We start from the raw sequence: 23,583 nt of genomic DNA, 5'->3' as shown, positions 1-23,583 counted from the left end.
ATAGTGAGATATAGCAACGTATAGCGCTGTTCGCGGGTTCTTACGGTGGTGCTATTTCCCGAATGCCGCGCGCACAAAGCGCTGGGCGAACAGCTTGTTGGCGACGTTGATGACATGGCCCAGGAACAGTGCCGAGATGGCGGTCGTGACGCCAAAGCCGCCCAGGTTGTACATAAAGATCAGCGACAACGCGAGCGAGGCGGCGACATGTGAGCAGTCAAACACGACTTTTACGTCACCAAAGCGGCGTTTAAGCTTTTCGGCAATGACTTGCACCAAGCCGTCGGGCGCGTTGGGGACAACGCCCATGTTGACGACGAGACTTACGCCAAATGCGGTGACAGCGAGGGAGAGCAGCATGGTCGCAATCTGTGTGGGGAGTGCCGTGGGATGCAGTGGGTTGACCGCCATGAAGAGGTCGGTCAAGCCGCCAATCAGCGTTGAGAAGAACAACTCGAGCAGGATGCGCGGCTGGAACTCGCTTCGCAAGATGGCTAATTGCGCCACGATGTAGGCGACGTAGGTTGCGGTGATCCAAAAGCCGAGCGTCTTGCCAGTGAGCATGGATAGGGTTGTGGCAAAGCACGTGAGCGCGGCGACGCCCAGGCCGGATGCCGTCTGGAGACTCATACCGAGTGCCAGTACTGCAACGCCCACCAGATACATCAGCATTCTGATGACGGTATGGCACCAGTCGATGTTCTCGCCATGCATGATGATGAGCGGTCGCATGTTGCTACCCGTCCTTTCGGTTGTGTGAAAAAGCTGACCCGGGCCGGCAAAAGAGGGTTATCGGAGGCACTGCTGCAAAAGCAGAAAAGCCGGCCCCACGGTCAGTCGTCTAGGAAGTGTCTCGCTGTGCCGGAATGGGACTAAAGGTCCAACGAGACGGGAAGAAAGCAAATGGCATTGCGTGGGCGATAAGATGCCAAGATGGTAGGGTGCGTCTTAGCATCATATTGCCCACGCTCAACGAAATCGGTTTCGTTTGAGCCTAAGTATACGACGGGATTTTATTTGCGAAGAGAAAAACAATAAAAAGGTGAACGTTCACCTAATTGCAACAACTCGTTGGCTGTAGTTGCGGTGGAATAGTTCCTGTTTTTGCTGCTGAAGGCCTTGAGCAGGAACTATTCCACCGCAACTTATGGGGGGGCGGGGGATGCGATAGTATTGCATGGTGGTATTCGATTAACCGAGGCTTCATCCGAGGGCTTTATGGAACAGCAGCATTATCAGAGCCTGCAAGACCAGGCGTACAACGCATTGCGGTCCAAGATCATCTATGCCGAGCTCAAGCCCGGCACGCGCCTTTCGGCGATTGGTCTGGAAAAGGAGACGGGAATCGGACGCACGCCCATTCGCGAGTCCTTTGTGCGCCTGCGTGAGCAGGAGCTGGTGGAAACGCGTCCCAAAAGCGGCACCTATGTCTCAAAAATCAGCATGGAGCGCGCCGAGAACGCCTGTTTCTTGCGTGAGAAACTCGAGAGAAGCGTGCTCATTAAATGCTGCTCTGCCGCCACACCCGAGCAGAAGTGTCGGCTCGAGCAGATTCTTGCCGAGTCCGAGTCGCTCGACCATAGCGAAACGCGTCGCTTTTTCGATCTGGACAACCTGTTCCATGAGACATGTTTTGAGATTGCCGGCCGCCACATGTTGTGGGATTGGATGAAGAGCATCAACACGCATTTTGAGCGATACAACTGGTTGCGTATGGTGTCGCAGGATCTGGATTGGGAGCCGATTCGTCGGCAGCACCGCCGGATTCTCGAGGCCATTAAGAGGGGCGATACCGACGCGGCGAGCTATCTGGCAGAGACGCACCTGCACCTGATGCCCGAGGAGCAAGGTCCGGTTATCGCCTTGCATCCCGACTATTTTGAGCTGTCCAAAGACTCGGCCATCTAACTCGTCCCCTTCATTAGTTGCGGTGAAATAGGGATTGTTTTGCGGCTCTGATGGTGTAGGCAGTCCGTATTCCACCGCAAGTGACGGGGCACATCGGGGCACGAAAAAGCTGCGGCGCTGCTTGGAGGAAAAGACCGGAAGCAAGAGTCCATTCCTCCAGACGGCGCCGCAGCTGTTTTGGTGGCTCGGCTTTTGTCGAAGTGGCTCAGTTGAGCGCGGTTGCCAACCGAGTAGGCAAAGCGGCTCGGGGGCGTGTCGCTTCCGTCACGTTCTATCAGCATACAAGACGTTTTCGGTTCTTGTCCGTGACGGAAACGGCGCGCTTCCGAGCCGCTTTAAAAGAAAGGGGGCGAGGTCTAGGGCACGCCCCCTTTCACGATAGAGAGCTAAACCTAGCCGCGGACCTTCTTGACGACGTCCATGGCCTCGCGGGCGATCTGCTCGACCTTGGAGAAGTCGCCGTCGGCAAACAGGGCCGGCTTGACCATCCAGGTGCCACCGCAGGCGATGATGGCGGAGGAGCTCAGGTACTCCTCGACGTTGGCGGTGCTCACGCCGCCGGTAGGCATAAAGCGGTGACCGACAAACGGAGCGGCGAGGGCCTTGATGGTGTTCAGGCCGCCATACTGGGACGCGGGGAAGAACTTGGTGACCTTGAGGCCCAGGTTCTCGGCTGCGGTGACCTCGGAGGGGGTCACGGTGCCGGGAAGGACGGGCAGGTCGATGTCGATGCAGTGCTTCACGACGTCCTCGTTGTAACCCGGGGAGACGATGAACTTGGCACCGGCTGCGCGGGCCTGCTCAACCTGCTCGACGGTCAGGACAGTGCCGGCGCCAACGCACATCTCGGGCTCGGCCTCGGCCATAGCGGCGATGCACTCGGCGGCGCAGGCGGTGCGGAAGGTGACCTCGGCGGACTTCATGCCAGCTGCCATAAGGGCGTGGGCGAGCGGAGCGGCGTCCTCGACCTTGTCGAGCACAACGACCGGCACGATGCCCAGGGACTCAAGCGTGGTGTAGAACTGATCGAACATGATGTTCCTTTCGATGTGTGGCGCGCATGGGCGCGTGATTGCCAAATGTGCTGGTCAGGAGCCGATTTTGGATTGGTTATCGGAGGCACTGCTTGGGGTTCAAGCAATTCCAAAACCGGCTGCTCGACCAGTCATGTAGGAAATGCCAGGCAAAACCGGAATGGGACTGGTGGTTTTGCCCGGCCGGAGGAATCGGGGAGCGGGCCGCAGGGGTATGGGATTGGAAAGCTGCGGCCCGCGGAATGGAGACGGACTAGCGTGCGACGCGAGTGCCACCGTTGGCGGCTGATGCCACGGCTGCGATCTCGTCTGCGGTCACCAAGTTGGAATCGCCCTTGATGGTGAGCTTGAGGATCGAGGCCGCGATGGCGTAGTTGACGGCAGCCTGCGGGTCAAAGTCGTTGATGAGGGCATGGACGAGGCCGGCGTTGAAAGCGTCGCCAGCGGCAACGCCCTCGAGCACGTGTACATCGTGAGCAGGGGAGAACCAGTGCTCGCCGCTCTCGGCGTCAAAGAGCATGCCCATCCAGATGGAGCGCTCGACGCAGGAGATGTTGCGGACGACCGAGGCGACCTTCTTGCAGCCGTACTCGGCGCAGATCTGGCGGGCCATCTCGACGTAGGTGTCGCGCTCCTCGATGCCGTGGGAAAGGGAGCCAGAGACGCAGGTCATGCCAAGGCCGGCAGGCGCATCCTCGTCGTTGGCGATGCAGATGTCGACGAGCGGCAGGAGTTCCTTCATGGTGGCCTGCGACTTCTCGGGCGACCACATCTTGCCGCGATAGTTCACGTCACACACGGTGGTGATGCCCTTGGCGCGGCAGGCGGCGAGCGCATCCTTGCAGGCGGCGGCCATCTCATCGGAGACGGCGGGGGTCACGCCGGAGAAATAGAAGACATCGATGCCCTTGAGGATCTCGTCCCAGTCAAAGACGTCGCGCTTGGCCATGTTGATGGCAGAGTACTTGCGGTCGTAGACGCAACCGTTGCCGCGCTGCGAGGCACCGACCTCAAACACATAGGAGCCAAGGCGGTCGCCCCGACGCACGACGCGCGTGGTGTCGACGTCGTAGGCCTTCAGCGAACGCAGGGCGCACTCGCCCAGACGGTTGGCCGGGACAACGGAGACGTAAGCGGCCTTGTCGCCCTGGTAGGCCAGGGAAAGCGCGGTGTTGGCCTCGGCGCCGCCGTAGCGGACGTCAAACTCGGTTGCCTGCTCAATACGCAGGTGGTCTTTGGGCGAGAGTCTCATCATGATCTCGCCGAAGGTAAGAACCGTTTTACCCATGGTCGCGCAGCTCCTTTTACTCGTGCGTACACCTTTGATATGGCGTTGGCACGCAGGTGCCAAGACGGTAGGGTGCGTCTTTGCACCTGCGTGCCAACGCTTGCCGAAATCGGTTTACGAAATCGGTTTCGTTTCGAGTTGTAGTATACTCACCTACAGCGTTTTGCAACCGAGATTTTTAAAAAATGCCTAAAATGGCTCAGATCGCCGACAATTGGGAAACGGGGTGCGCTATGGCGCAGATGAGAATCAAGGACATTGCCGCCGAGGCGGGCGTGAGCCCGGCCACGGTCTCGCGCTATCTCAACAACCGCCCCGGGCAAATGACCGAGGAAACCCGCGCTCGCATCGCAGCGGTTATCGAACGCACCGGCTATCGCCCACGTGCCGCCGCGCGCAATCTGCGCAGCTCGCGTACGAACCTCATCGGTGTGATTCTGGCTGACATCGCCAACCCGTTCTCGAGCGCCATGCTCGAGGGCCTTTCCGCCAGCGCCGCGGCGCGCGGCTGCTCGCTCATGACGGCCATTAGCGGCAACGACCCCGCTAAGGAAGCGGAGTCGCTCACCAGACTTATCGATGCCGGCGTGGACGGCCTGGTCGTCAACACCTGCGGAGGCAATGACGAGGCGATCGTCGCGGCAGCGGGACGTCTGCCCGTTGTGCTGCTCGACCGCGATGTTGCCGACGGCGGTGTCGATCTGGTGACATCTAACAACCGTGAGCTCGTCGCCGGCTTGGTAGACGAGCTCGCCGCTGCGGGCAGCGAGCGTCTGTGCCTGCTCACCGAGGCAAGCGACGATAGCCCCGTGCGTCGAGAGCGCGCCGAGGCCTTTGCCGACGAGCTTTCGCGCCGCGGCCTTGCGGGCGAGGTCGTCACCCTGGCCGACGGTGGCGCCACGGGCGTCGGTCGCTTGGACGAGACCATCCGCGGCTATGCAGGCAAAAAGCTCGGCCTCATTGCCGTCAACGGCCTGGTTTTCCTGCGTCTGACCGAGGCGCTGGCGCAGCTTGGTCCCTCGCTGCCGGCGGGTCTCAAGATCGCAACGTTTGACGACTATCCCTGGAATCACGTGCTCTTTGGCGGCGTGACCACGGCAGCGCAAGACACCCTTACCATTGCCGAGCGCGTAGTCGAGCGCCTGTCCGAGCGCATCGATGTTGTTACCACCACCGTGGGCGAGGCCGCAAAGCTCGCCCCCAAGCGCATCGAGATCCCCGGCCACATCGAACATCGCGCATCGACCTCGCGCTAGTCTGTGTGATAATATATAGACAATGTCATACAGGAGGTATCCATGGCTGCGTCTGTGCTGAGTGTGCGAGTGGACTCGTCAATTAAAGACTCATTTGCCGAACTGTGCGAAGAGCTTGGCATGACTTCGTCTGTTGCGGTCAATATGTTTATGAGGCAGATGCTGCGCGAACGCTCTCTGCCGTTTGTTCCTTCACTCGGTAAAAGCTCTGCGAGCGAAAGCGCCGCGGCGGGCATTTTGGATACTGCCCAGATTGAGTCCGCCGTCCGCGAGGCGGCCAGCTCGATTCCCGCCATCAAAACCGTGATTCTTTTTGGTTCGTATGCCCGTGGCGAGGCGCATGCCGATAGTGATATTGACTTGCGCCTCGAAGTCGATCGCGAGCGGGGCTTTGGTCTTTTCGCGCTGTCGGCATTTGGTGAGGCGGTGCGCAAAGAAACCGGGAGGCAGGTTGATCTCGTCTCTAGTGATCATCTTGATGACGATCTTGCCGCGGTAATCGAGCGCGAAGGAGTGATCCTTTATGATCGCGCGTAAGTCAGACAGCCTTCGCGCCCAAGAGGTTTTGGATGCCATTTCTGAAACGAACGAGCGCATCAAGGTTTTTGATATCACCGAGGACCAGTTTCTGCATGCGAATGACGTGCGGACGAGGGCGTTGGCGGACTCCCTTTTGATGTGTGCGCTTAGGGTAACGGAAGAAGCGGGCAAATTGTCGGAACGCTCGCAGCGGCTTCATCCCGAAATCGAATGGCGTGGAATTATCGGCATGAGAAATTATCTTGCGCATGATTACGGCAATGTCGACCGCTCGGTTGTTTGGGATGCAGTGACGATGGAGTTCCCTACGCTGGAACGAGCCTGTAGACAAATTGTCTCCGAATCTGAACGCTAGCCGCTCGTTCGCAACTGCCTGTTCGCGCACGTTTTTTGAGCGCTTGATACGCTTTAACCCTGCGGAAACATTTTTCTGCGATAGTATCTGCGATATAGACCAGTCGAAACCCGCCCGAAAGAAAGGGGAGCGACATGAACCAGCAGAACATCGATTACGTACTCCGCTCCGTAGAGCAGCGTGACATCCGCTTTGTGCGTCTGTGGTTTGTCGACATTCTCGGCCGCCTCAAGAACTTTGCCATTAGCCCCGAGGACCTCGAGGTCGCTTTTGAGGAGGGTATTGGCTTTGACGGCTCCGCCATCGAGGGCTTTGCCACGCCCGAGGAAGCCGACATGCTGGCGTTTCCCGATGCTTCGACCTTCCAGATCCTGCCGTGGCGCCCGAGCCACAACGGCGTCGCCCGCGTGTTCTGCGACGTGTGCACTCCCGATTGCAAGCCCTTTGCCGGCGATCCACGCGATGCCCTGCGCCGCATGTTCCGCAAGGCCGAGAAGGCTGGCTATCTGCTCAACGTGGGTGCCGAGCTGGAGTATTACTACTTCCCCGACGAGCACACGCCCGAGCCGCTCGACAACGTGGGCTACTTCGATCTTTCGGTGAGCGATGCCGCCCGCGACCTGCGCCGCAACACGGTTCTCACGCTCGAGAAGATGTCCGTGCCCGTGGAGTACACCTTCCACGCTGCCGGCCGCTCGCAGCACGGCATGAGCCTGCGCCACGCCGAGGCCCTGAGCATGTCCGACGCCATCACCACGGCCAAACTCATCATTAAGCAGCAGGCCTACGAGAGCGGTTGCCACGCCTCCTTTATGCCCAAGCCGTTGGCGGGCGAGGACGGCAGCGCTATGTTCCTGTGCCAGTCGCTATTCGACCACGACGGCAACAACGTCTTTTGGGGCGAGGACGACGAGAAGTACCACCTCTCCGATATCGCCAAGCACTACATGGCCGGCATCCTGGCGCATGCCCGCGAGATTAGCGCCATCACCAACCCCACGGTCAACTCGTACAAGCGCATCACCACAGGCGGCGACTCCGTGCCGCAGTACGCCACGTGGGGCCTGCGCAACCGCGCGAGCATGGTCCGCATTCCGGTCTACAAGCCCGGCAAGCAGCTGTCCACGCGCATCGAGCTTCGCAGCCCCGACCCCATGGCCAACCCGTACCTGGTCAACGCCGTCACGCTGGCGGCTGGTCTGGACGGCATCGAGCGCAAGCTGGAGCTCCCGCCCGAGGCCACGGCCGAGACGCTCAAGCTCACCGACCGTCAGATGGTTGAGGCCGGCTACACGCCGCTACCGCGCTCGCTCAAAGAGGCGCTCGACGTGTTTGAGGACTCGCAGTTTATGAAGGATGCCCTCGGCGAGCACATCCACAGCTTCTTCCTCAAAAAGAAACGCGACGAGTGGCATAAGTTTGAGTCTACGATCACCGAGTGGGAGATCAAGCACTACCTGGCGAACTCCTAATCGTGCTGGCTTGTTCCAGTACGATTGAGCTCATTTCTTTGGAGGCCGATATGTCCGAAAAGAGTGCCCTGTTCATGGCGCGCACGACGCGCTTCCACGAGTTTGCCCGCAGCTTGACGACCACTCTGGGTGTCGAGGTGAGCTTGGCAACCCCCGATTCGCCGACTGCGGCGCACGACTTTGACCTGCTGATCCTCGATTCCGATGGCATCCGCAGTGACCGCATCGATCAGATTGCCAAGTGGCTCGACGACCGCGGCGGCGTCCCCATGCTGGTGATCGTTGACGACGAGGCGCTCGGCACCCTGCGCCTGCCCAATCACGCGCATGCCGACTTTGTATGCCCCACGGCGACGCCCAACGAGCTTAAGTCTCGTGCGCAGCGCCTGATGGGCGAGGAGGAGACCGTCGCCGCCGACGATGTGCTCAACATCGATAACCTCGAGATCAACTTGGCCACCTACCAGGTGACGCTCGATAACGAGCCCATCGACCTGACGCTGATGGAGTACTCGCTGCTGAGCTTTTTGGCGACGCACCCCAACCGCGCCTACAGCCGCGAGGTGCTGCTGCACCGCGTATGGGGCTTTGAGTACTGCGGCGGCACGCGCACCGTCGACGTGCACATTCGACGCATCCGCTCCAAGGTGGGTCCGCAGATCGCGGCGCACATCACCACCGTCCGCGGCGTGGGCTATCTGTTTAAAGACTAGATTTCCACCACAAAGGGGACAGGCACTTTTGTGGTGGTTTTGACGCAGGTACGGATTCCTTTCGGGTCTGCGGCAGAACTTAAGCCTTCCTAAAAGATTGCGTTCTCATACACTTGCGCCCGCATATTGGGGTACAACTCAACGTGAACAATGATGGCCCGCCACATGTTTGGCGGGCCTTTGGTTATTTGACGAAAGGATCGCAGCCATGAGCGAGTACGATTCCCAGCGTCCCCAGGATGCGGGCAACGCCGGCGAGACCCAGCAGCAGCCGCGTGTGCAGGTGGAGTCGACGCCTGCCGGCAGTAACATTCCCTACGTGCAGGCCTACGACACGCAGACCGGCAAGCCGCTGGGTGGCCAGCAGGTCGTGAACAAGCACACGGTGGTCAAGACCAAGACCAAAAAGCTGCCGATCTTTATTACGGCGCTTGCCGGCTGTGCCTGCGGAGCCCTGCTGGTCATTGCGCTCATTATGAGCGGCACGCTCGATATCGGTGGTGGCAAGAATGCCGTGACGGCGGGTGCTTCGGGTTCGTCGACGCAAAAGATCACCATTGACTCCGAGGACACCACGCTGGCCGAGGCCGTTTCTGCTAAGGCCCTGCCCTCCGTCGTTTCCATTACCGCCACTTCGAGCGGCAGCCAGAATGGCTCGCTTTCGCAGTCTGCTGATGAGTCGGATAGCTCGGGCAGCGTCGGTTCGGGCGTCGTGCTCGATACCGAGGGCCACATCCTCACCAACAACCACGTGGTCGATGGTTACGACCAGTACGTGGTGACCATGGACGACGGCACCACCTACGAGGCTGAGTTCGTGGGCAACGATGCCTCGAGCGACCTGGCCGTCATCAAGCTCAAGGACGCCGACGCCTCCAAGCTCACGCCAATCGAGATTGGTGATTCCTCCAAGCTCAACGTGGGAGAGTGGGTTATGGCGATCGGCTCGCCGTTTGGCAACGAGCAGTCTGTCTCCACGGGCATTGTGTCGGCGCTCTACCGCTCCACGGCCATGAGCTCTACCAGCGGTAACACCATCTATGCCAACATGATCCAGACCGATGCCGCCATCAACCCGGGCAACTCCGGCGGCGCGCTCGTCAACGACAATGGCGAGCTGGTGGGTATCAACTCGCTCATCGAGAGCTACTCGGGCTCCAGCTCAGGCGTGGGCTTTGCTATTCCCGTTAACTACGCCAAGAACATTGCCGACCAGATTATCGACGGCAAGACGCCGGTGCATCCGTACATGGGCGCTACGCTTTCGAGCGTCAATGCGCTCAACGCCCGCACCAACAAGCTGAGCACCGATAGCGGCGCGTATGTGGCGAGCGTCGTCGAGGACGGTCCTGCTGCCAAGGCCGGCATTCAGGAGGGCGACGTCATCACCAAGCTGGGCGACGACGAAATCACGAGCGCCGATGGCCTGATCATCGCGCTGCGCAGCCACGAGGTGGGCGAGAAGGTCGAGATCTCGCTTATGCGCGGTAAGGACGAGAAGAAGGTCACCGTCGAGCTGGGCTCTGACGAGGAGCTGCAGAACCAGCAGCAGGACGACAGTTCGACCGACACCGGCAACGGCGGTATTACCGACGAGCAGCTGCGCCAGTACCTGGAGGAGCTGCTAGGCCAGCAGGGCCAGGGCCAGGGCTACGGCCAGGGTTTCTAACGAGCTGTATCGCATATGCCGAAGCCAGAGGGGCTGTCCCGCCAAGTGTGGGACAGCCCCTCTTTTCTTGTTGATCCGTTGGGGACGGAGGAAAACGGATCACTTGGGGCTGACAAGAGGCCTGGTTCGTAATGGTCTGGACAGTTAGTTCAGATACGTATAAATCTGGGGCAGCTTGGGATGCGTTTTGAGCAATTTTTGATTGGGATGGGGCTCGAATGGGTGTTTGGAAGGGAGAGCGGGACGTTTACATGGTCTCGAGGAGCCCAAATTAGTTGAAACAGGGGTGTTCGTGCCTGATTCAGCTCTAGGATTTATACGTATCTGAACTAACTGTCCACCCCGGTCTGGCGGCTGCCGATTCGGTGCGGTTCGAAAGGGCTATTCGACCCCATTGCGACCGGTGGTACTCTAGTATCCGTTTGAAATCGAGCGAAGGAGTGCTGCTATGGAGCAATCGAGCCTGTTTGGTGACGGTGTGGACATCGATACCGAAACGCCCGCGACCGCGGAAGCCACCGCACCGACCGATGCCCGTGCCCAGGCGGCAGCGCGCGCGGCCGAACTGCGCCACGAGCTCGACTACCACGCCTATCGCTACTACATGCTCGATGCGCCCGAGATCACGGACGCCGCCTTCGACAAAATGCTTGTTGAACTGCAGGAAATCGAGGCCACCTACCCCGACCTGGTGACGCCCGACAGCTATACCCAGCGCGTGGGCGGCTACGTGAGCGAGCAGTTTACGCCGGTCACGCATATGGCGCGCATGTATTCCATGGACGATGCCATGGACCTGGACGAACTCGACGCGTGGCTCCAGCGCACTGAGGATGCCCTCGGTGCCGGTAGCGTCACCTATACCTGCGAGCTTAAGATCGACGGTCTGGGCGTGGCCCTTACTTACCAAAACGGCACCTTCGTACGCGCAGCCACACGTGGCGATGGCACCACGGGCGAGGACGTGTCGCTCAACGTCCGTACTATCAAGGATGTGCCCATGCACCTGTCCGAGCCGGCGCTCGCCCACATGGGCGCCGACCGCGAGCGCACCATTGAGGTACGCGGCGAGGTCTATATGCCCAAGGGCAGCTTTGTGCGTCTGAATGAAGAGGCCGATGCCGAGGGCCGCGACCCCTTCGCCAACCCGCGCAACGCCGCCGCCGGCAGCCTGCGCCAAAAGGACCCCAAGGTCACGGCGCGCCGCGACCTGGCCACCTTTATCTATGCCATCGCCGATACCGACCCGTTGCACGTCCACAGCCAGCGTGAGTTTCTCGATTGGCTGCGTAGCGCCGGCTTTAGCGTCAACCCCAACGTGGCACGCTGCGCCACGCCGGCCGAGGTCCACGAGTTCTGCGCCCAGGCCCTCGAGCACCGCGGCGACTTGGACTACGATATCGACGGCGTGGTCGTAAAGGTCGACAGCTTCCAGCAGCAGCTCGACCTGGGCTTTACCGCCCGCGCGCCGCGCTGGGCCATTGCCTTTAAGTTTCCGCCCGAGGAAAAGCAGACCGTCCTGCGCGAAATTCGCATCCAGGTGGGCCGCACCGGTGTGCTCACACCGGTCGCCGAGTTCGACCCGGTGACGGTCGCCGGCTCCACCATCGCGCGCGCCACGCTGCACAACATCGACGAGATCCGCCGCAAAAACGTGCGCGAGGGCGACACTATCATCGTGCACAAGGCGGGCGACGTAATCCCCGAGGTTGTGGGCCCGGTGCTCGACAAGCGCCCGGTCGATTCGGTCGACTGGCACATGCCCGAGGTCTGCCCCGTGTGCGGCAGCCCCGTTGTCCACGAGGATGGCGAGGTCGCTTACCGTTGCGTCTCCATCGATTGCCCCGCACAGCTCAAGGAGCGCTTGCTCCACTGGGTGAGCCGCGGCTGCATGGACGTCGACGGCCTGGGCGACGAGATCGTCGACAAGATGATCGCCGCCGGCCTGATCCACGATGTCGCAGACTTCTACCAGCTCACGGTCGACGACATCGCAGGCCTGGACACGGGGCGCACCTATGCCAGCTCCAACAGCAAAAAGGGCGTCAAGAAGGGCGACCCCATTCCGGTGGGCCTCAAGACGGCCGAGAAAATCATCGCCGAGCTCAACAAGTCCAAGAGCCAGCCGCTCGGTCGCGTGCTGTTTGCCCTAGGTATCCGCCATGTGGGCAAGAGCGTGGGCGAGGTCATCGCCGAGCGATTCCTGTCGATTGACAAGCTTATCTTGGCGAGCGAAGAGGACATCGCCGAATGCGAGGGCATCGGTCCCAAGATTGCGGCGAGCGTTAAGCAGTTCCTGGCCGTGCCCGAGAACCTTGCCGTGCTGGAGCGCCTGCGCCAGGCGGGCCTGTCGCTCGAGGTCGATTTGGGCGCCGCGCACGCGCAAGCCGCAGCCGACGCTGGCGTGGCGGGCGAGCTCGCCGACGCACAGCCGCTTGCGGGTCTGACCTTCGTGCTCACCGGCACGCTCGTCAACCGCACGCGCGACGAGGCAGGCGCGGCGCTCAAGGTGCTTGGTGCCAAGGTCTCGGGCAGTGTTTCAAAGAAGACGAGCTATCTGGTCGCCGGCCCCAAAGCGGGCTCCAAGCTCACCAAGGCCGAGCAGCTGGGCGTGCCCGTGCTGGACGAGGACGCACTCGAGCAGATCCTGGCGACTGGTCAGGTGCCCCAGGCTTAGGACATCGATAATCAAATTAGAAAACCTCCCGGAAAGGTTGATACTTTCCGGGAGGTTTTTATTTGGGCGTGGTGGCGGGCAGCATGATCCGCGTCATGTAGGTTGCTGAGGGTGACCCTGCGGAGCGGTGTCGTTCCGGAGCGATAGAAGATTCATACAAAGCAAAGGGGCCCCGCAGTGAGGTCCCACAACAGGGCTGCCCCATCGTGATGAGTTTTATACACTTTAACATTAACATTAACGTGTATACTTAGCAGTAAAGATATATGTTGAGAGGAGCAGTTATGGTTACCGTCGCGTTTTCGGAACTGCGCCAAAACCTTACGCAGGTGGCCGAAAGGGTTGCCAATGATGGCGAGGAGGTTGTGGTCTTCAAGCGGAGCAAGCCGTTGTTCAAGATCGTGCCGCTCGACTATGAAAGCCCCGTTGCGGTGGAATATGACGCTGCTCAGGAGCGTGGGGGCGCAAAGCCGGCGTGCGGCACGGACAAGCCCAAGCGCGACGTGGGTACGATGTGGCATCCCAAGATCACCTGGAAGGAGATCCGTGAGATGCTCGCGGAGAATGAGGACTACCAGGAGTATCTCGATATCGTGGCTAACATGCCAAAGGGAACGCCGCTCGATACGATGACGGTTGAAGATGAAAAGCGCGTCGCGAGGGAGCGCTACCTATGAGGGCATTTCTTGATACCAACTTTCTGCTCGATTGCGTGCTTCCGGGCCGGCTGGAGCACGCAGCGGCGCAAACGATCAAGGGGCTCGTTGACGTGGGACTTATCGAGGGTGTTGTTTCGGCCTGCTCTCTCAAGGACGCGTACTACATTCTCACTAAACAGACAGACGAGGCGCGCGCCCGCGAGGTAGTGCGCGACTGTCTTAAGAGCTACTCGGTAGAGCCTCTCGACCAAGAAGCTTGTTTTACCTCCGCCTATTCCGATGAGCCGGACTTTGAGGACGGCTGTATCCGTGCGATGGCCGAGCGTGCCGGCGTGGACTTTATCATCACGCGTGACCGCGCCGCTTTTGTGCGCTCGACCATCAAGACCTTCTCGCCTGCAGAGTTCATCCGTGCGTTTCCGATTCCGGAGGAGTAAAACCGCCATATCGGGGATTGTCCCCGGCGTTTGGCGAGCTTGTTGGGAGGCTCCTGGTCCAGTGACTGTTACAAAAAACGGCTATAGCAAATTTGTTGTACTTCGATCTGAAGACTATGACTTCATGGTTCAGGAACAGGCTAAGGCTCGTCTGATGGCTCGTATAGCTGTGGCCGAGCGGGAGCGTACTGCTGGCATGGCGCGTGATGCCTTTGAGGCTCTCGATGACCTTGAGGCAAAATATGGCCTATAACGTCAAGATTCTGCTTTCAGCCGAACGTTTTCTGGGCAGTTCTTATTTGGACGGGGCAACCGGCACCGTGATCTGCGTCACGTAGGTTGTGGGATCGTCGCTGATGATGTCGTCGATCAGGGCAATCTCACGTTGCCCCGCTACGCTGCCAACTTGTCAAAAGCCCCGCGCCGGTTGAGCACGGTAAACGCGACAACACAGATGACCGCCGACAAAATCGATCCGCACGGCGAGGCGATGCCCATGGGAAACAGCGTGTCGGAATAGGCGTTCGACAGCAGCCACGCGCCCGGCACGCGAATGAGCGCCACGGCTAGTACGTTGTGCGCAAAGCCGATGTAGCTCTTGCCATACGCAGCGAAAAAGCCGCTAAAGCAAATGTGGATGCCGGCAAAAATCGCGTCGAAAATATAGCTGCGCATATAGCCGGTGCCGGCCGCGACTACCGCGGCGTCCTTGGCAAAAAAGCCGATAAACGCCGGCGCCACTAGCCACATCAGCACCGTGATCAGACAGCCGTACACCACCGAGATCGTCATGGCGTCTTTGAGCACCTGACGTGCACGGTCGCCCTTGCCCGCGCCGGCGTTTTGCGCCGTGAGTGCACTGACGGTAGCGCCCATGGAACTCGGCACAATGAACAAAAAGCTGATCATCTTTTCGACCAGGCCCACGGCGGCAGCGTCGACGAGCCCTCGGTGGTTGGCAATGACGGTGATGAACATAAACGCCACCTGGATGCAGCCGTCCTGCACGGCCACGGGCACGCCGATCTTAAGAATGCTGCCGAGCACCTCGGGCTGGGGGCGCAGGTCGCTACGCTTAACGTGGATGTTCGTGCGACGGCTCTTGAGCCACACGAGCGCGAGGGCAACGCTTGCCGTCTGGGCGGTTACCGTGCCGAGCGCCGCACCCACGGGGCCGAGTCCCATGTGGCCGATAAATAGAAAGTCGAGCGCGATGTTGATGATGCATGCCACGCCGATCACGTACATGGGCGAGCGCGAATCGCCCAGCCCGCGAAAGATGGCCGAGAGGATGTTGTATGCGGCGATAAACGGAATGCCGACAAAGCAGATGCGCAGGTAGGCGGCGGTTCCTTCGACCGCCTCGGCCGGCGTGCCAATGAGTGCCACAATCTGCGGACACAATGCAAGCAGGACAGCGGCCAGCACCACCGAGACGCCCATAAAGAGCGTGATGGTATTGCCGATGGCGGTCTCGGCGCGGTCGAAGCGGCGCGAGCCCACGGCGTGGCCGACGATCACCGTCGTTCCCATGGCCAGGCCCACGAGCGTCACGGTAATGATATAGAGCGTCTGCGCGCCATTGCCCACGGCGGTGATACCGGCGGCGCCGCTAAACTGCCCCATCATGTACAGGTCGGCCATGCCGTAGAGCATCTGCAAAAAGTACGAGAGCATATAGGGCAGGGCATAGACCGCGATGGTCTTAAGGACATTGCCGCGTGTGAGGTCGTGTTCCATGGGCGGGGCTTTCTGGCTGGGTTTGTTTACGTACCAGTGTAGTGAAAACCCTACAACGATTGTAGAGTCAAGGTTTGTGTTGACGCCGGAGCGAAAAAGTCTCGCGCACCATTATTCCGAGTGAATATGGACACACATCACGAGAACTCGCCGCCGGCGCTAACCTTGCAGAAAACGATTTCGGAATACTTGACACCATTATTCGGCGCGCAATAATACGTGCGTTTGCGAACAACGTTTGATGGGGGTTGAACCTGCGTGCGCAATCTCAAAATACTGTTTTCCTATCTAGGGGCATACCGTCGCGATGCCATCCTCGGCGTGTTCTTTGTGTCGGTCGAGACGGTGCTCGAGCTGTTTATCCCGGTCATCATGGCCAACATCATCGATGTGGGCGTGCCTGCGGGTGATATCAACTACATGCTGCTGCAGGGCGCGTACATGCTGGTGTGCGCTGCGCTTTCGCTGGTACTGGGCTTGGGTTATGCCTGCACGTCCGCCCGCGTTGCCTCGGGCCTAGGCGCTAACCTGCGCGAGGCCGAGTACAAAAAGATTCAGACGCTCGCTTTTGGTAACCTGGACAACTACGACGCCAGCTCGCTCGTCACCCGCATGACCACGGACATCACCGTTATCCAAAATGCTGTGGGCAACGGCTTTCGCCCTATGGTGCGCGGCCCGGTGACGCTTATCGTCGGCCTTATCTACGCGCTGATGCTGTCGCGCCCGCTCGCCACCGTCTTTGCGATCATCTTGCCCGTGCTGGCAATCGTACTGGGCGCCATCACCTATCGCGTCAGTCCGCTCTACCGCCAACTCCAGACCTCGATGGACCACCTCAACGGCGTGGTACAGGAAGACCTCACCGCCGTGCGTGCCGTCAAGGCGTATGTGCGTGCCGAGCACGAGGAGGCCAAGTTCGACACCGTCAATACCGAGCTCGCCGGCACTGCGACAAAGACCTTTGGCAGCGCGGTGCTCAACCTGCCGGTGTTTCAGCTGTCGATGTACGTGGCTGCGCTCTCTATCCTGTGGATTGGCGGCCGCATGATTCTCGCCGGCAAGCTGGGCGTGGGCTCGCTCACGGGCTTTATGAGCTACGTGCTGCTGATCATGAATTCGCTCATGATGATTTCCAACGTGTTTTTGCTGCTCACGCGCGCTCTTACGAGTGTGGGCCGTATCGCCGAGGTGCTCGATGAGGAACCCTTTATCGCCAACCCCGCGGGAGACCTCGCGATTGCGGCGCCAGCGGACGGCAGTATCGAGTTTCGCGACGTTTCCTTTAAATACCGCGCGGATGCAGCCGAGGATGTGCTCCAGCATATCGACCTTCGCATCGAGAGCGGCTCGACGGTGGGCATCCTCGGCGGCACGGGCTCGGGCAAGAGCTCGCTTGTGCAGCTGATTGCGCGCCTGTACGACGCCACCGAAGGCGCCGTGCTTGTGGGCGGACGCGACGTGCGCGACTACGACCTCGCCGCCTTGCGCGACGCTGTGGGCATTGTGCTGCAAAAGAATGTGCTGTTTACGGGTACCGTGCGCGAGAACCTGCAGTGGGGCAATCCGCAGGCGTCGGACGATGAGCTCCTCGCGGCTTGCCGCGCGGCGTGCGTGGACGAGTTCCTTGATCGCATCGGCGGGCTGGACGGCGAGTTGGGCCAAGGCGGCGCCGGTGTCTCGGGTGGCCAGAAGCAACGCCTGTGCATCGCGCGCACGCTGCTCAAGCATCCGCGCGTGCTCATTTTTGATGACTCCACCAGCGCGGTCGATATGGCGACCGACGCTAAGATTCGCGAGCACATCGCTCGGATTCCCGATGCGACCGTGCTCATCATCGCCCAGCGCATCGCGAGCGTCATGGATGCCGATCGCATTGTGGTGCTGGACGACGGTCGTGTCCACGGCGTGGGCACGCACGAGGAACTGCTGGCGGGCGACAACATATACCAGGAGATTTACGCCTCGCAGATGGAGTTTGCGAGGAACGCGGACGCCGGCGACGGCAGCGACGATGGTTGCGCGAATGATCCATTTTCCTCCGTCGCATGCGGATCGCCCTTGGAAGGGGGTGAGCGCCATGCCTAAGACCGCAGCCCAAGCACGCCCGGCCGACCTCAAGCGCACTGTGCGTCGCTTGCTCTCCTACATGGGGCATGCCAAGTTCTCGTTGCTCGCGGTGGGCGTGCTCGCCTCCGTTGCCGCCATCGCGAGCCTCGCCGGCACCTACATGGTGCGCCCCATCGTTAACGGTTTGGCCACGGGCGGGGAGGAACTGCTTGCCAAGCAGGTCATCCTGACGGCGATCATCTACGCTGCGGGCGTGCTCTCGGCCCTGGGCTACTCGCAGATTATGGTGCGCGCGGCCCAACACGTGGTGTCCGATATTCGCCGCGACCTGTTCGCGCACATCCAGACGCTGCCGCTCAGTTATTTTGACAGCACGCGCTCGGGCGACATCATGAGCTTTTTCACCAACGACGTCGACACCGTCTCCGAGGCGCTTAACAACAGCTTTGCCAACGTGATTCAGGCCGCCATTCAGGTTGTGGGCACCACGGCCATGCTCATCATCCTTAACTGGCAGCTCACGATTATCACACTCGTGTGCGATGCGGCCATTGTGCTGTATGCGCGCTACTCGGGCGCGCGCTCTAAGCGCTTCTTTGCCGCCCAGCAGGCATCGCTTGGCGACCTGGACGGATATATCGAAGAGATGGTCTCGGGCCAAAAGGTCATCAAGGTCTTTAACCGCGAGGCGGCGAATGTTGCCGGCTTCACCTGCCGCAACGACGAGCTTCGCCGCACCGGCACCGCCGCCGTGAGCTATGCCAACTCCATGGTGCCCATGACCGTCGTGATTGGCTACGTCAATTATGCCATCGTCGCCGTGGCGGGCGGCATGCTCTGCATCAAGGGACTCTCCGACGTGGGCGCGCTTGCAAGCTACCTGGTCTTTGTGCGCCAGGCCGCCATGCCCATCAACCAGTTTACGCAGCTCGGCAACTTCTTGCTCAACGCGTTGGCCGGTGCCGAGCGCCTGTTTGCGGCTATGGACCTTGAGCCCGAGGTGGACGAGGGCTGCGTGGAGCTGGTGCAGACGGGCGATGCCGCATGGGCGTGGAAAATTCCCGAGGGCCAGGGCGTGGGCGTCTACGGGCACCTGCATGACGTGGCAGCCGTTGATGAGTCGGGCCGCGCGGTGGCCGCCGACGGCACCGAGCTCACGTGCGGCTTGGTCCCGCTTGCCGGCGACGTGCGCTTCCATGCCGTGGACTTTTCCTACGTGCCGGGCGCCCGCGTGCTCACGGACCTCAACCTGTTTGCCAAGCCGGGGCAAAAGATTGCGTTTGTGGGCTCCACGGGCGCCGGCAAGACGACCATTACCAACCTCATCAACCGCTTCTACGAGGTCGATGACGGCGAGATCACGTACGACGGCATCGACGTCAAGCACATTGCCAAGGCCAGCCTGCGCGGGTCGCTCGGCATTGTGCTGCAGGACACGCACCTGTTTAGCGGCACCATTGCGCAGAACATCCGCTTTGGCAAGCTCGACGCGACCGACGAGGAAGTGCGCGCCGCTGCCGAGGCCGCCTGCGCCGACTCGTTTATCCGCCGCCTGCCTAGAGGGTACGACACACCGGTCACGGCCGATGGCGCCAACCTGTCGCAGGGCCAGCGTCAGCTGCTCGCCATCGCGCGCGTGGCCGTTGCCGATCCGCCGGTGCTCATCCTGGACGAGGCCACGAGCTCCATTGACACGCGTACCGAAAAGCTCATCGAGCGCGGTATGGACCGCATCATGCGCGGTCGCACCACGTTTATGATCGCGCACCGCCTGTCCACCGTCCGCGACGCCGACGCCATCATGGTCCTCGAACACGGCCGCATCATCGAGCGCGGCACGCACGAAGAGCTGCTCGCCCAGCACGGCGAGTACTGGCAGCTGGCGCATGGCTTAAAAGAGTTGGATTAACCCGTTCGAGCACGATGCTTTGACCCCTCCGTGCTCCTCACCTCGACTCAAACCATCACAACATTCGACACTTTTCGCCAAAAACGGGAAAAGCATCGAATGTTGTGATGGTTTTTCTGCCACTCGACCGGGTGGAATCGCTTTCTTGCGCACGAAGGTGTGCGGACCCGTGGGCCGGGGAATAAGGTTGGTTATCCGACTCCATTGGAGGGCTCATGGACCTGCCGATCGTCCTGTCCCATAAGACTGCCTGGCTGTACCACAACGTGGCGCGTCCGTCCGAGCCGCTCTCGCGAGCAAGCAGCCTATACGATGAGGACTCGCTTGCTAACGAGGCGGAGCCGACTGCGGGCCTGCCCAAATTGGGACTCGATGCCAAGGGTCTGAGGGCTTCAACGGCAGCTGGGATCGTTACCGACTATCTGGTTTCGCTTGGTATTCCACGAGAAGAGCTCGATCATATCGACACGCTCGTCAACTTCGATTTTGAGCGTTCGACGCCGGCTGGATTTAGGTGCCACGTGTTTGGGGCGCCGATACCTCCAGGCCATCTTATCGAGGTGGCAGAGGGCCTTCTAGTGGTTGATGAGGCCATGTGCTTTGTCCAAGCGGGTTCGTGGATGAGCGAGCCCGAGCAGCTGGAATATGGCTACGAAATCTGCGCCCGATACCATTTGAATCATCTGTCGACAGGCGATTATATCGAGATGGGGCAGAGGTATACCGTTGCCGACTTGATTGCTTATTGCAACGAGAACCGATCTCGTCAGGGGGCTATACGCGCGGCCGCCGTGCTCAAGCGCGTGCACGATGGCGCGCGGTCGCCCATGGAGACGGCCACCGCAATCATGGTCGTAGCAAAACGTTCCCAGGGAGGGCTGGGATACGCCAAGATCGAGCTCAACCATCGGGTCGATGTTCCCAACGAGTTCAAGTATCTCGCAAAGGCCGGGTATTTCGAGATTGACGTATATGCGCCTGCGAGCGGTACGGGGATTGAATACAACGGCTCGGACCATCTTGATAAACAGCGCAGCGCGTCGGACGCGGAGCGTATGACCGTGCTGAGCGCGCTGGGCTTTAGGATGATCGTCCTCACCGGGACTCAGTTTGCCCACCAGCTGCAATTGCACCGGGCGATGAACGCCATCGCGCTTGCCATGGGCCTCAAGTGCGACCGAAGCGAAGCGTTCCAGAAACGTCAGAACGACCTGCGAGAATTCGTGATTCGGCACTGGGACGGCGGTCTTTAGGGGCGTTTTGGTCCTTCTGCGGGGTGCTGCGGGCACGCAAACCATCACAACATTCGACGTTTATCGCCAAAAACGGGAAAAGCATCGAATGTTGTGATGGTTTGTATGCTGAGGATGGGCTTGGGAAGCCGGTCTTGCTCGAAGCGACCTGTCCTGTCGTACGGGTGTCGGCATGATTCTCTCGTGGGGTATTATGTTTTCCGAAGAATAAAACGCCGCGTGAGGGGAGGGTTGCGTGGACGGGCACGTGCAACATGACGGCTTTGGCCGCGATATCAACTACCTGCGCATTGCCGTTACCGACAAGTGCAATTTCCGCTGCATTTACTGCATGCCGGCCGATGGCGTGGCGCCCCGTGCACACGACGAGCTGCTCAGCGCCGAGGAAATCGCCCGCTTTGTGCGCTTGGTGGCGGGGGAGGGCATTCGCCGCGTGCGCCTGACGGGCGGCGAGCCGCTGGTCAGCCGCCGTATTATTCCGCTCATTCGTGACATCCGCGCGATTCCGCAGATCGAGGACATCTCGCTCACCACCAATGGCGCCCTGCTGCCCAAGCTGGCGCCGCAGCTCAAAGACGCCGGGCTTAACCGCGTCAACATCTCGCTCGACACGCTCGACCCTACGCTCTTTGGAAAGATCACGCGCCTGGGCCGACTCGAGCAGACCATGGCTGGCATCGACGCGGCGCTGGCTTGGGGCTTTGAGCCCGTTAAGGTCAACTGCGTTGTGGTGCGCCGGCTCAACCAGGATGTGGGAGCCCTTGCGCGGCTCACGCTCGACCGCCCCATCCATCTGCGCTTTATCGAATACATGCCCATCGGCGACGAGCGCACGAGCTCGCATTGCGCTGTGGATCCGCATGCGCCTGCGCTCAATCCCGAGCTGTGGGACGCGAGCGATACCGTGCCGAGCGACGAGCTGCGGGCGCGCATCAATGCCGGGGCCGCAGCGACGGGACTGGGCGAGCTCGAGCCGCTCGACATCAACGACGCTCCTGCCGGCGCGGGCCCTGCGCGCTACTGGCACTTTCCGGGTGCGGCGGGAACGGTTGGCTTTATTAGCGCCATGTCCAACCATTTTTGCGCGAATTGCAACCGTCTGCGCCTGACGGCCGATGGCAACGTGCGTCCGTGCCTGTTCAGCGATGCCGAGTATTCGGTGCGTGAGGCGCTGCGCCGTGGTGATGATATGCAGGTACTTTCGATTTGGCGCGATGCCGTGGCCCACAAACCGCAGGAACACGCGATAATTGAGGGCACGCAACGATTTATGTCCCAAATCGGAGGATGATCATATGGCCAAGAGCAGGTACGCCGATGCCACCAAGGCCGCTCGCAGGGCCGCGATGTCTGCCCACAAAGCCACGGCTGCGGCGAATGTTGGCAACGCCGACGCGTCCGCACAGCCGACTGCCAGCGCTGCCGCCGAGCCCGCCCGCGACGCCCGTCGCGACGAGCTGACGCACGTGGACGCCAAGGGCGAGGTACGCATGGTCGACGTGTCCGACAAGGCCGAGACCCATCGCATCGCCATCGCCGAGGGCACCATCCTCATGCACCCCGAGACGCAGGCCATGGTGCTGCAGGACCGCGCCAAAAAGGGCGACGTGCTTGCCTGCGCGCGCGTGGCGGGCATTATGGCCATCAAGCGCACGAGCGACATTATCCCTATGTGCCATCCGCTGCTCATTACCAAGAGCAAGTGCGATATTGCGCCCATCGCTGCGGCGGGGACGCCGGCCGAGGACGTGCCCGAGGGCTGGGCGCCGGCGCGCGCGGACGGGCAGGTTGGCTTTCACGTACTGGTCACGGCCGGCGTGACGGGCAAGACGGGTATCGAGATGGAGGCGTTGACCGGCGCGAGTGCCGCGTGCCTAACCATCTACGACATGTGCAAGGCCGTCGATCGCGGCATGGAGATCGTCGACGTGCGCCTGCTGCACAAGGAGGGTGGCCGCTCGGGCGTGTGGGATCGTGCCGAACGCCAGGCCGCTGCTGTTGAGGCCGTGGCCGCTGACGGTGCCGCGCCCGCAAGCGCACCCGTCGCCGTCGCGCCCGCAGCTCCGGCACCGGCCGTCCCCGCGATCGCGTTTATCGGCTACCAGAACTCGGGAAAGACCACGCTCGTCGAGAAGGTCATTGCCGAGCTCACCCGCCGCGGCCTGCGCGTGGGTTCGCTTAAGCATCATGGGCATCACGGCTTTGATATCGATGTGCCCGCTAAGGACACCTGGCGCCATCACCAAGCCGGATCCAAGCACGTGGGCCTCATCTGCGCCACGCGCTGGGCGGAGTACGCCGACACGCGCGAGGAGGACGAGATGCCCGCGCGCGAGCTGCTGTCGCGCTACAACGATGTCGACGTGGTGATCATCGAGGGCTACAAGACCGAGGGCTTTGACAATATCGTCGTCGCGCGCTCCGGTGTCGACCGTTTGCGCGGCAAGAGCTCGCTCGACCTGGTCGACGGTCGCACGCTGGCCCTTGCCTGCAACGAGGCCCTGGCACGCCAGGCATTCGACGCCGGCTTTGCGACCCGAGCCATCAACATCAACGACGCCCGAGCCATCTGCGATCTTATCCAAGATTACCTTTAAGGGCTG

At 60.9% G+C, this 23,583-nt stretch carries 20 protein-coding genes; 16 read left to right on the top strand and 4 right to left on the bottom strand.

Annotated features, from left to right (window positions below):
* Nucleotides 1-51: 51 nt before the first annotated feature.
* The gene (locus tag DWY51_RS04905) at nt 52-732 is read right to left on the bottom strand and encodes a YitT family protein (RefSeq protein ID WP_117770066.1); all 681 of its coding nucleotides are present in this window, start codon (nt 730-732) and stop codon (nt 52-54) included.
* A 486-nt stretch (nt 733-1,218) separates the two neighbouring features.
* Here DWY51_RS04905 and DWY51_RS04900 point away from each other — a divergent pair, with 486 nt between their 5' ends.
* Nucleotides 1,219-1,908 carry a GntR family transcriptional regulator gene (locus DWY51_RS04900; protein WP_117770065.1) on the top strand — a complete coding sequence of 230 codons (690 nt, stop codon included), beginning with the start codon at nt 1,219-1,221 and terminating at the stop codon, nt 1,906-1,908.
* 392 nt (nt 1,909-2,300) lie between these two features.
* Here DWY51_RS04900 and eda read toward each other — a convergent pair whose 3' ends face one another.
* Both eda and DWY51_RS04890 read right to left on the bottom strand, forming a co-directional pair.
* Complete coding sequence (gene eda, locus DWY51_RS04895) at nt 2,301-2,942, bottom strand: bifunctional 4-hydroxy-2-oxoglutarate aldolase/2-dehydro-3-deoxy-phosphogluconate aldolase (protein WP_055286010.1); 642 nt, start codon at nt 2,940-2,942, stop codon at nt 2,301-2,303.
* 253 nt (nt 2,943-3,195) lie between these two features.
* Nucleotides 3,196-4,230, bottom strand: a complete 1,035-nt coding sequence (locus DWY51_RS04890; RefSeq protein ID WP_117770064.1) for a sugar kinase — start codon at nt 4,228-4,230, stop codon at nt 3,196-3,198.
* 233 nt (nt 4,231-4,463) lie between these two features.
* On the opposite strand from DWY51_RS04890, the gene DWY51_RS04885 reads away from it, so the two are divergent.
* From DWY51_RS04885 to DWY51_RS09720, 10 genes are all read left to right on the top strand, one after another.
* Complete coding sequence (locus DWY51_RS04885) at nt 4,464-5,486, top strand: LacI family DNA-binding transcriptional regulator (RefSeq protein WP_158556911.1); 1,023 nt, start codon at nt 4,464-4,466, stop codon at nt 5,484-5,486.
* Between the two features lie 42 nt (nt 5,487-5,528).
* Nucleotides 5,529-6,023: a type II toxin-antitoxin system RelB/DinJ family antitoxin gene (locus DWY51_RS04880; protein ID WP_117770062.1), complete on the top strand. Its 495-nt coding sequence runs from the start codon at nt 5,529-5,531 to the stop codon at nt 6,021-6,023.
* Complete coding sequence (locus DWY51_RS04875; RefSeq protein WP_117770061.1) at nt 6,010-6,381, top strand: DUF86 domain-containing protein; 372 nt, start codon at nt 6,010-6,012, stop codon at nt 6,379-6,381. The genes DWY51_RS04880 and DWY51_RS04875 overlap by 14 nt, the downstream gene beginning before the upstream one ends.
* A 134-nt stretch (nt 6,382-6,515) precedes the next feature.
* The gene (locus tag DWY51_RS04870; RefSeq protein WP_117770060.1) at nt 6,516-7,853 is read left to right on the top strand and encodes a glutamine synthetase family protein; all 1,338 of its coding nucleotides are present in this window, start codon (nt 6,516-6,518) and stop codon (nt 7,851-7,853) included.
* A gap of 50 nt (nt 7,854-7,903) precedes the next feature.
* Entirely contained in the window at nt 7,904-8,566 is a 663-nt protein-coding gene (locus tag DWY51_RS04865) for a winged-helix domain-containing protein (protein ID WP_117770059.1), read from the top strand.
* A 208-nt stretch (nt 8,567-8,774) separates the two neighbouring features.
* On the top strand, nt 8,775-10,235 hold the full coding sequence (locus DWY51_RS04860) for a S1C family serine protease (protein WP_117770058.1): 1,461 nt from the start codon (nt 8,775-8,777) through the stop codon (nt 10,233-10,235).
* A gap of 448 nt (nt 10,236-10,683) precedes the next feature.
* Complete coding sequence (gene ligA / locus DWY51_RS04855) at nt 10,684-12,912, top strand: NAD-dependent DNA ligase LigA (protein ID WP_117770057.1); 2,229 nt, start codon at nt 10,684-10,686, stop codon at nt 12,910-12,912.
* Nucleotides 12,913-13,196: 284 nt separating this feature from the next.
* The gene (locus DWY51_RS04850; RefSeq protein ID WP_158556910.1) at nt 13,197-13,589 is read left to right on the top strand and encodes a type II toxin-antitoxin system Phd/YefM family antitoxin; all 393 of its coding nucleotides are present in this window, start codon (nt 13,197-13,199) and stop codon (nt 13,587-13,589) included.
* Nucleotides 13,586-14,008, top strand: a complete 423-nt coding sequence (locus DWY51_RS04845) for a PIN domain-containing protein (RefSeq protein WP_117770055.1) — start codon at nt 13,586-13,588, stop codon at nt 14,006-14,008. The genes DWY51_RS04850 and DWY51_RS04845 overlap by 4 nt, the downstream gene beginning before the upstream one ends.
* A gap of 124 nt (nt 14,009-14,132) precedes the next feature.
* Entirely contained in the window at nt 14,133-14,261 is a 129-nt protein-coding gene (locus tag DWY51_RS09720) for a hypothetical protein (RefSeq protein ID WP_255413492.1), read from the top strand.
* A gap of 140 nt (nt 14,262-14,401) precedes the next feature.
* Here DWY51_RS09720 and DWY51_RS04835 read toward each other — a convergent pair whose 3' ends face one another.
* Nucleotides 14,402-15,748, bottom strand: coding sequence for an MATE family efflux transporter (locus tag DWY51_RS04835; RefSeq protein ID WP_117770054.1), 1,347 nt, complete (start codon nt 15,746-15,748; stop codon nt 14,402-14,404).
* A gap of 258 nt (nt 15,749-16,006) precedes the next feature.
* Between DWY51_RS04835 and DWY51_RS04830 the strand changes: the two genes are divergently transcribed.
* The 5 genes from DWY51_RS04830 (at nt 16,007) to mobB (ending at nt 23,577) form a co-directional block, all read left to right on the top strand.
* Nucleotides 16,007-17,836, top strand: coding sequence for an ABC transporter ATP-binding protein (locus tag DWY51_RS04830; RefSeq protein ID WP_117770053.1), 1,830 nt, complete (start codon nt 16,007-16,009; stop codon nt 17,834-17,836).
* Entirely contained in the window at nt 17,829-19,727 is a 1,899-nt protein-coding gene (locus DWY51_RS04825; RefSeq protein WP_117770052.1) for an ABC transporter ATP-binding protein, read from the top strand. The genes DWY51_RS04830 and DWY51_RS04825 overlap by 8 nt, the downstream gene beginning before the upstream one ends.
* 215 nt (nt 19,728-19,942) lie before the next feature.
* Nucleotides 19,943-20,980, top strand: coding sequence for a hypothetical protein (locus DWY51_RS04820; protein WP_117770051.1), 1,038 nt, complete (start codon nt 19,943-19,945; stop codon nt 20,978-20,980).
* Between the two features lie 235 nt (nt 20,981-21,215).
* Complete coding sequence (gene moaA / locus DWY51_RS04815; RefSeq protein WP_233504624.1) at nt 21,216-22,271, top strand: GTP 3',8-cyclase MoaA; 1,056 nt, start codon at nt 21,216-21,218, stop codon at nt 22,269-22,271.
* 4 nt (nt 22,272-22,275) lie between these two features.
* The gene (gene mobB / locus DWY51_RS09740) at nt 22,276-23,577 is read left to right on the top strand and encodes a molybdopterin-guanine dinucleotide biosynthesis protein B (RefSeq protein ID WP_117770050.1); all 1,302 of its coding nucleotides are present in this window, start codon (nt 22,276-22,278) and stop codon (nt 23,575-23,577) included.
* Nucleotides 23,578-23,583: the final 6 nt, after the last annotated feature.

Source organism: Collinsella sp. AF25-2LB (genome assembly GCF_003458415.1).
Lineage (GTDB): Bacteria > Actinomycetota > Coriobacteriia > Coriobacteriales > Coriobacteriaceae > Collinsella.
This window is presented reverse-complemented; position numbering and strand designations above follow the sequence as displayed.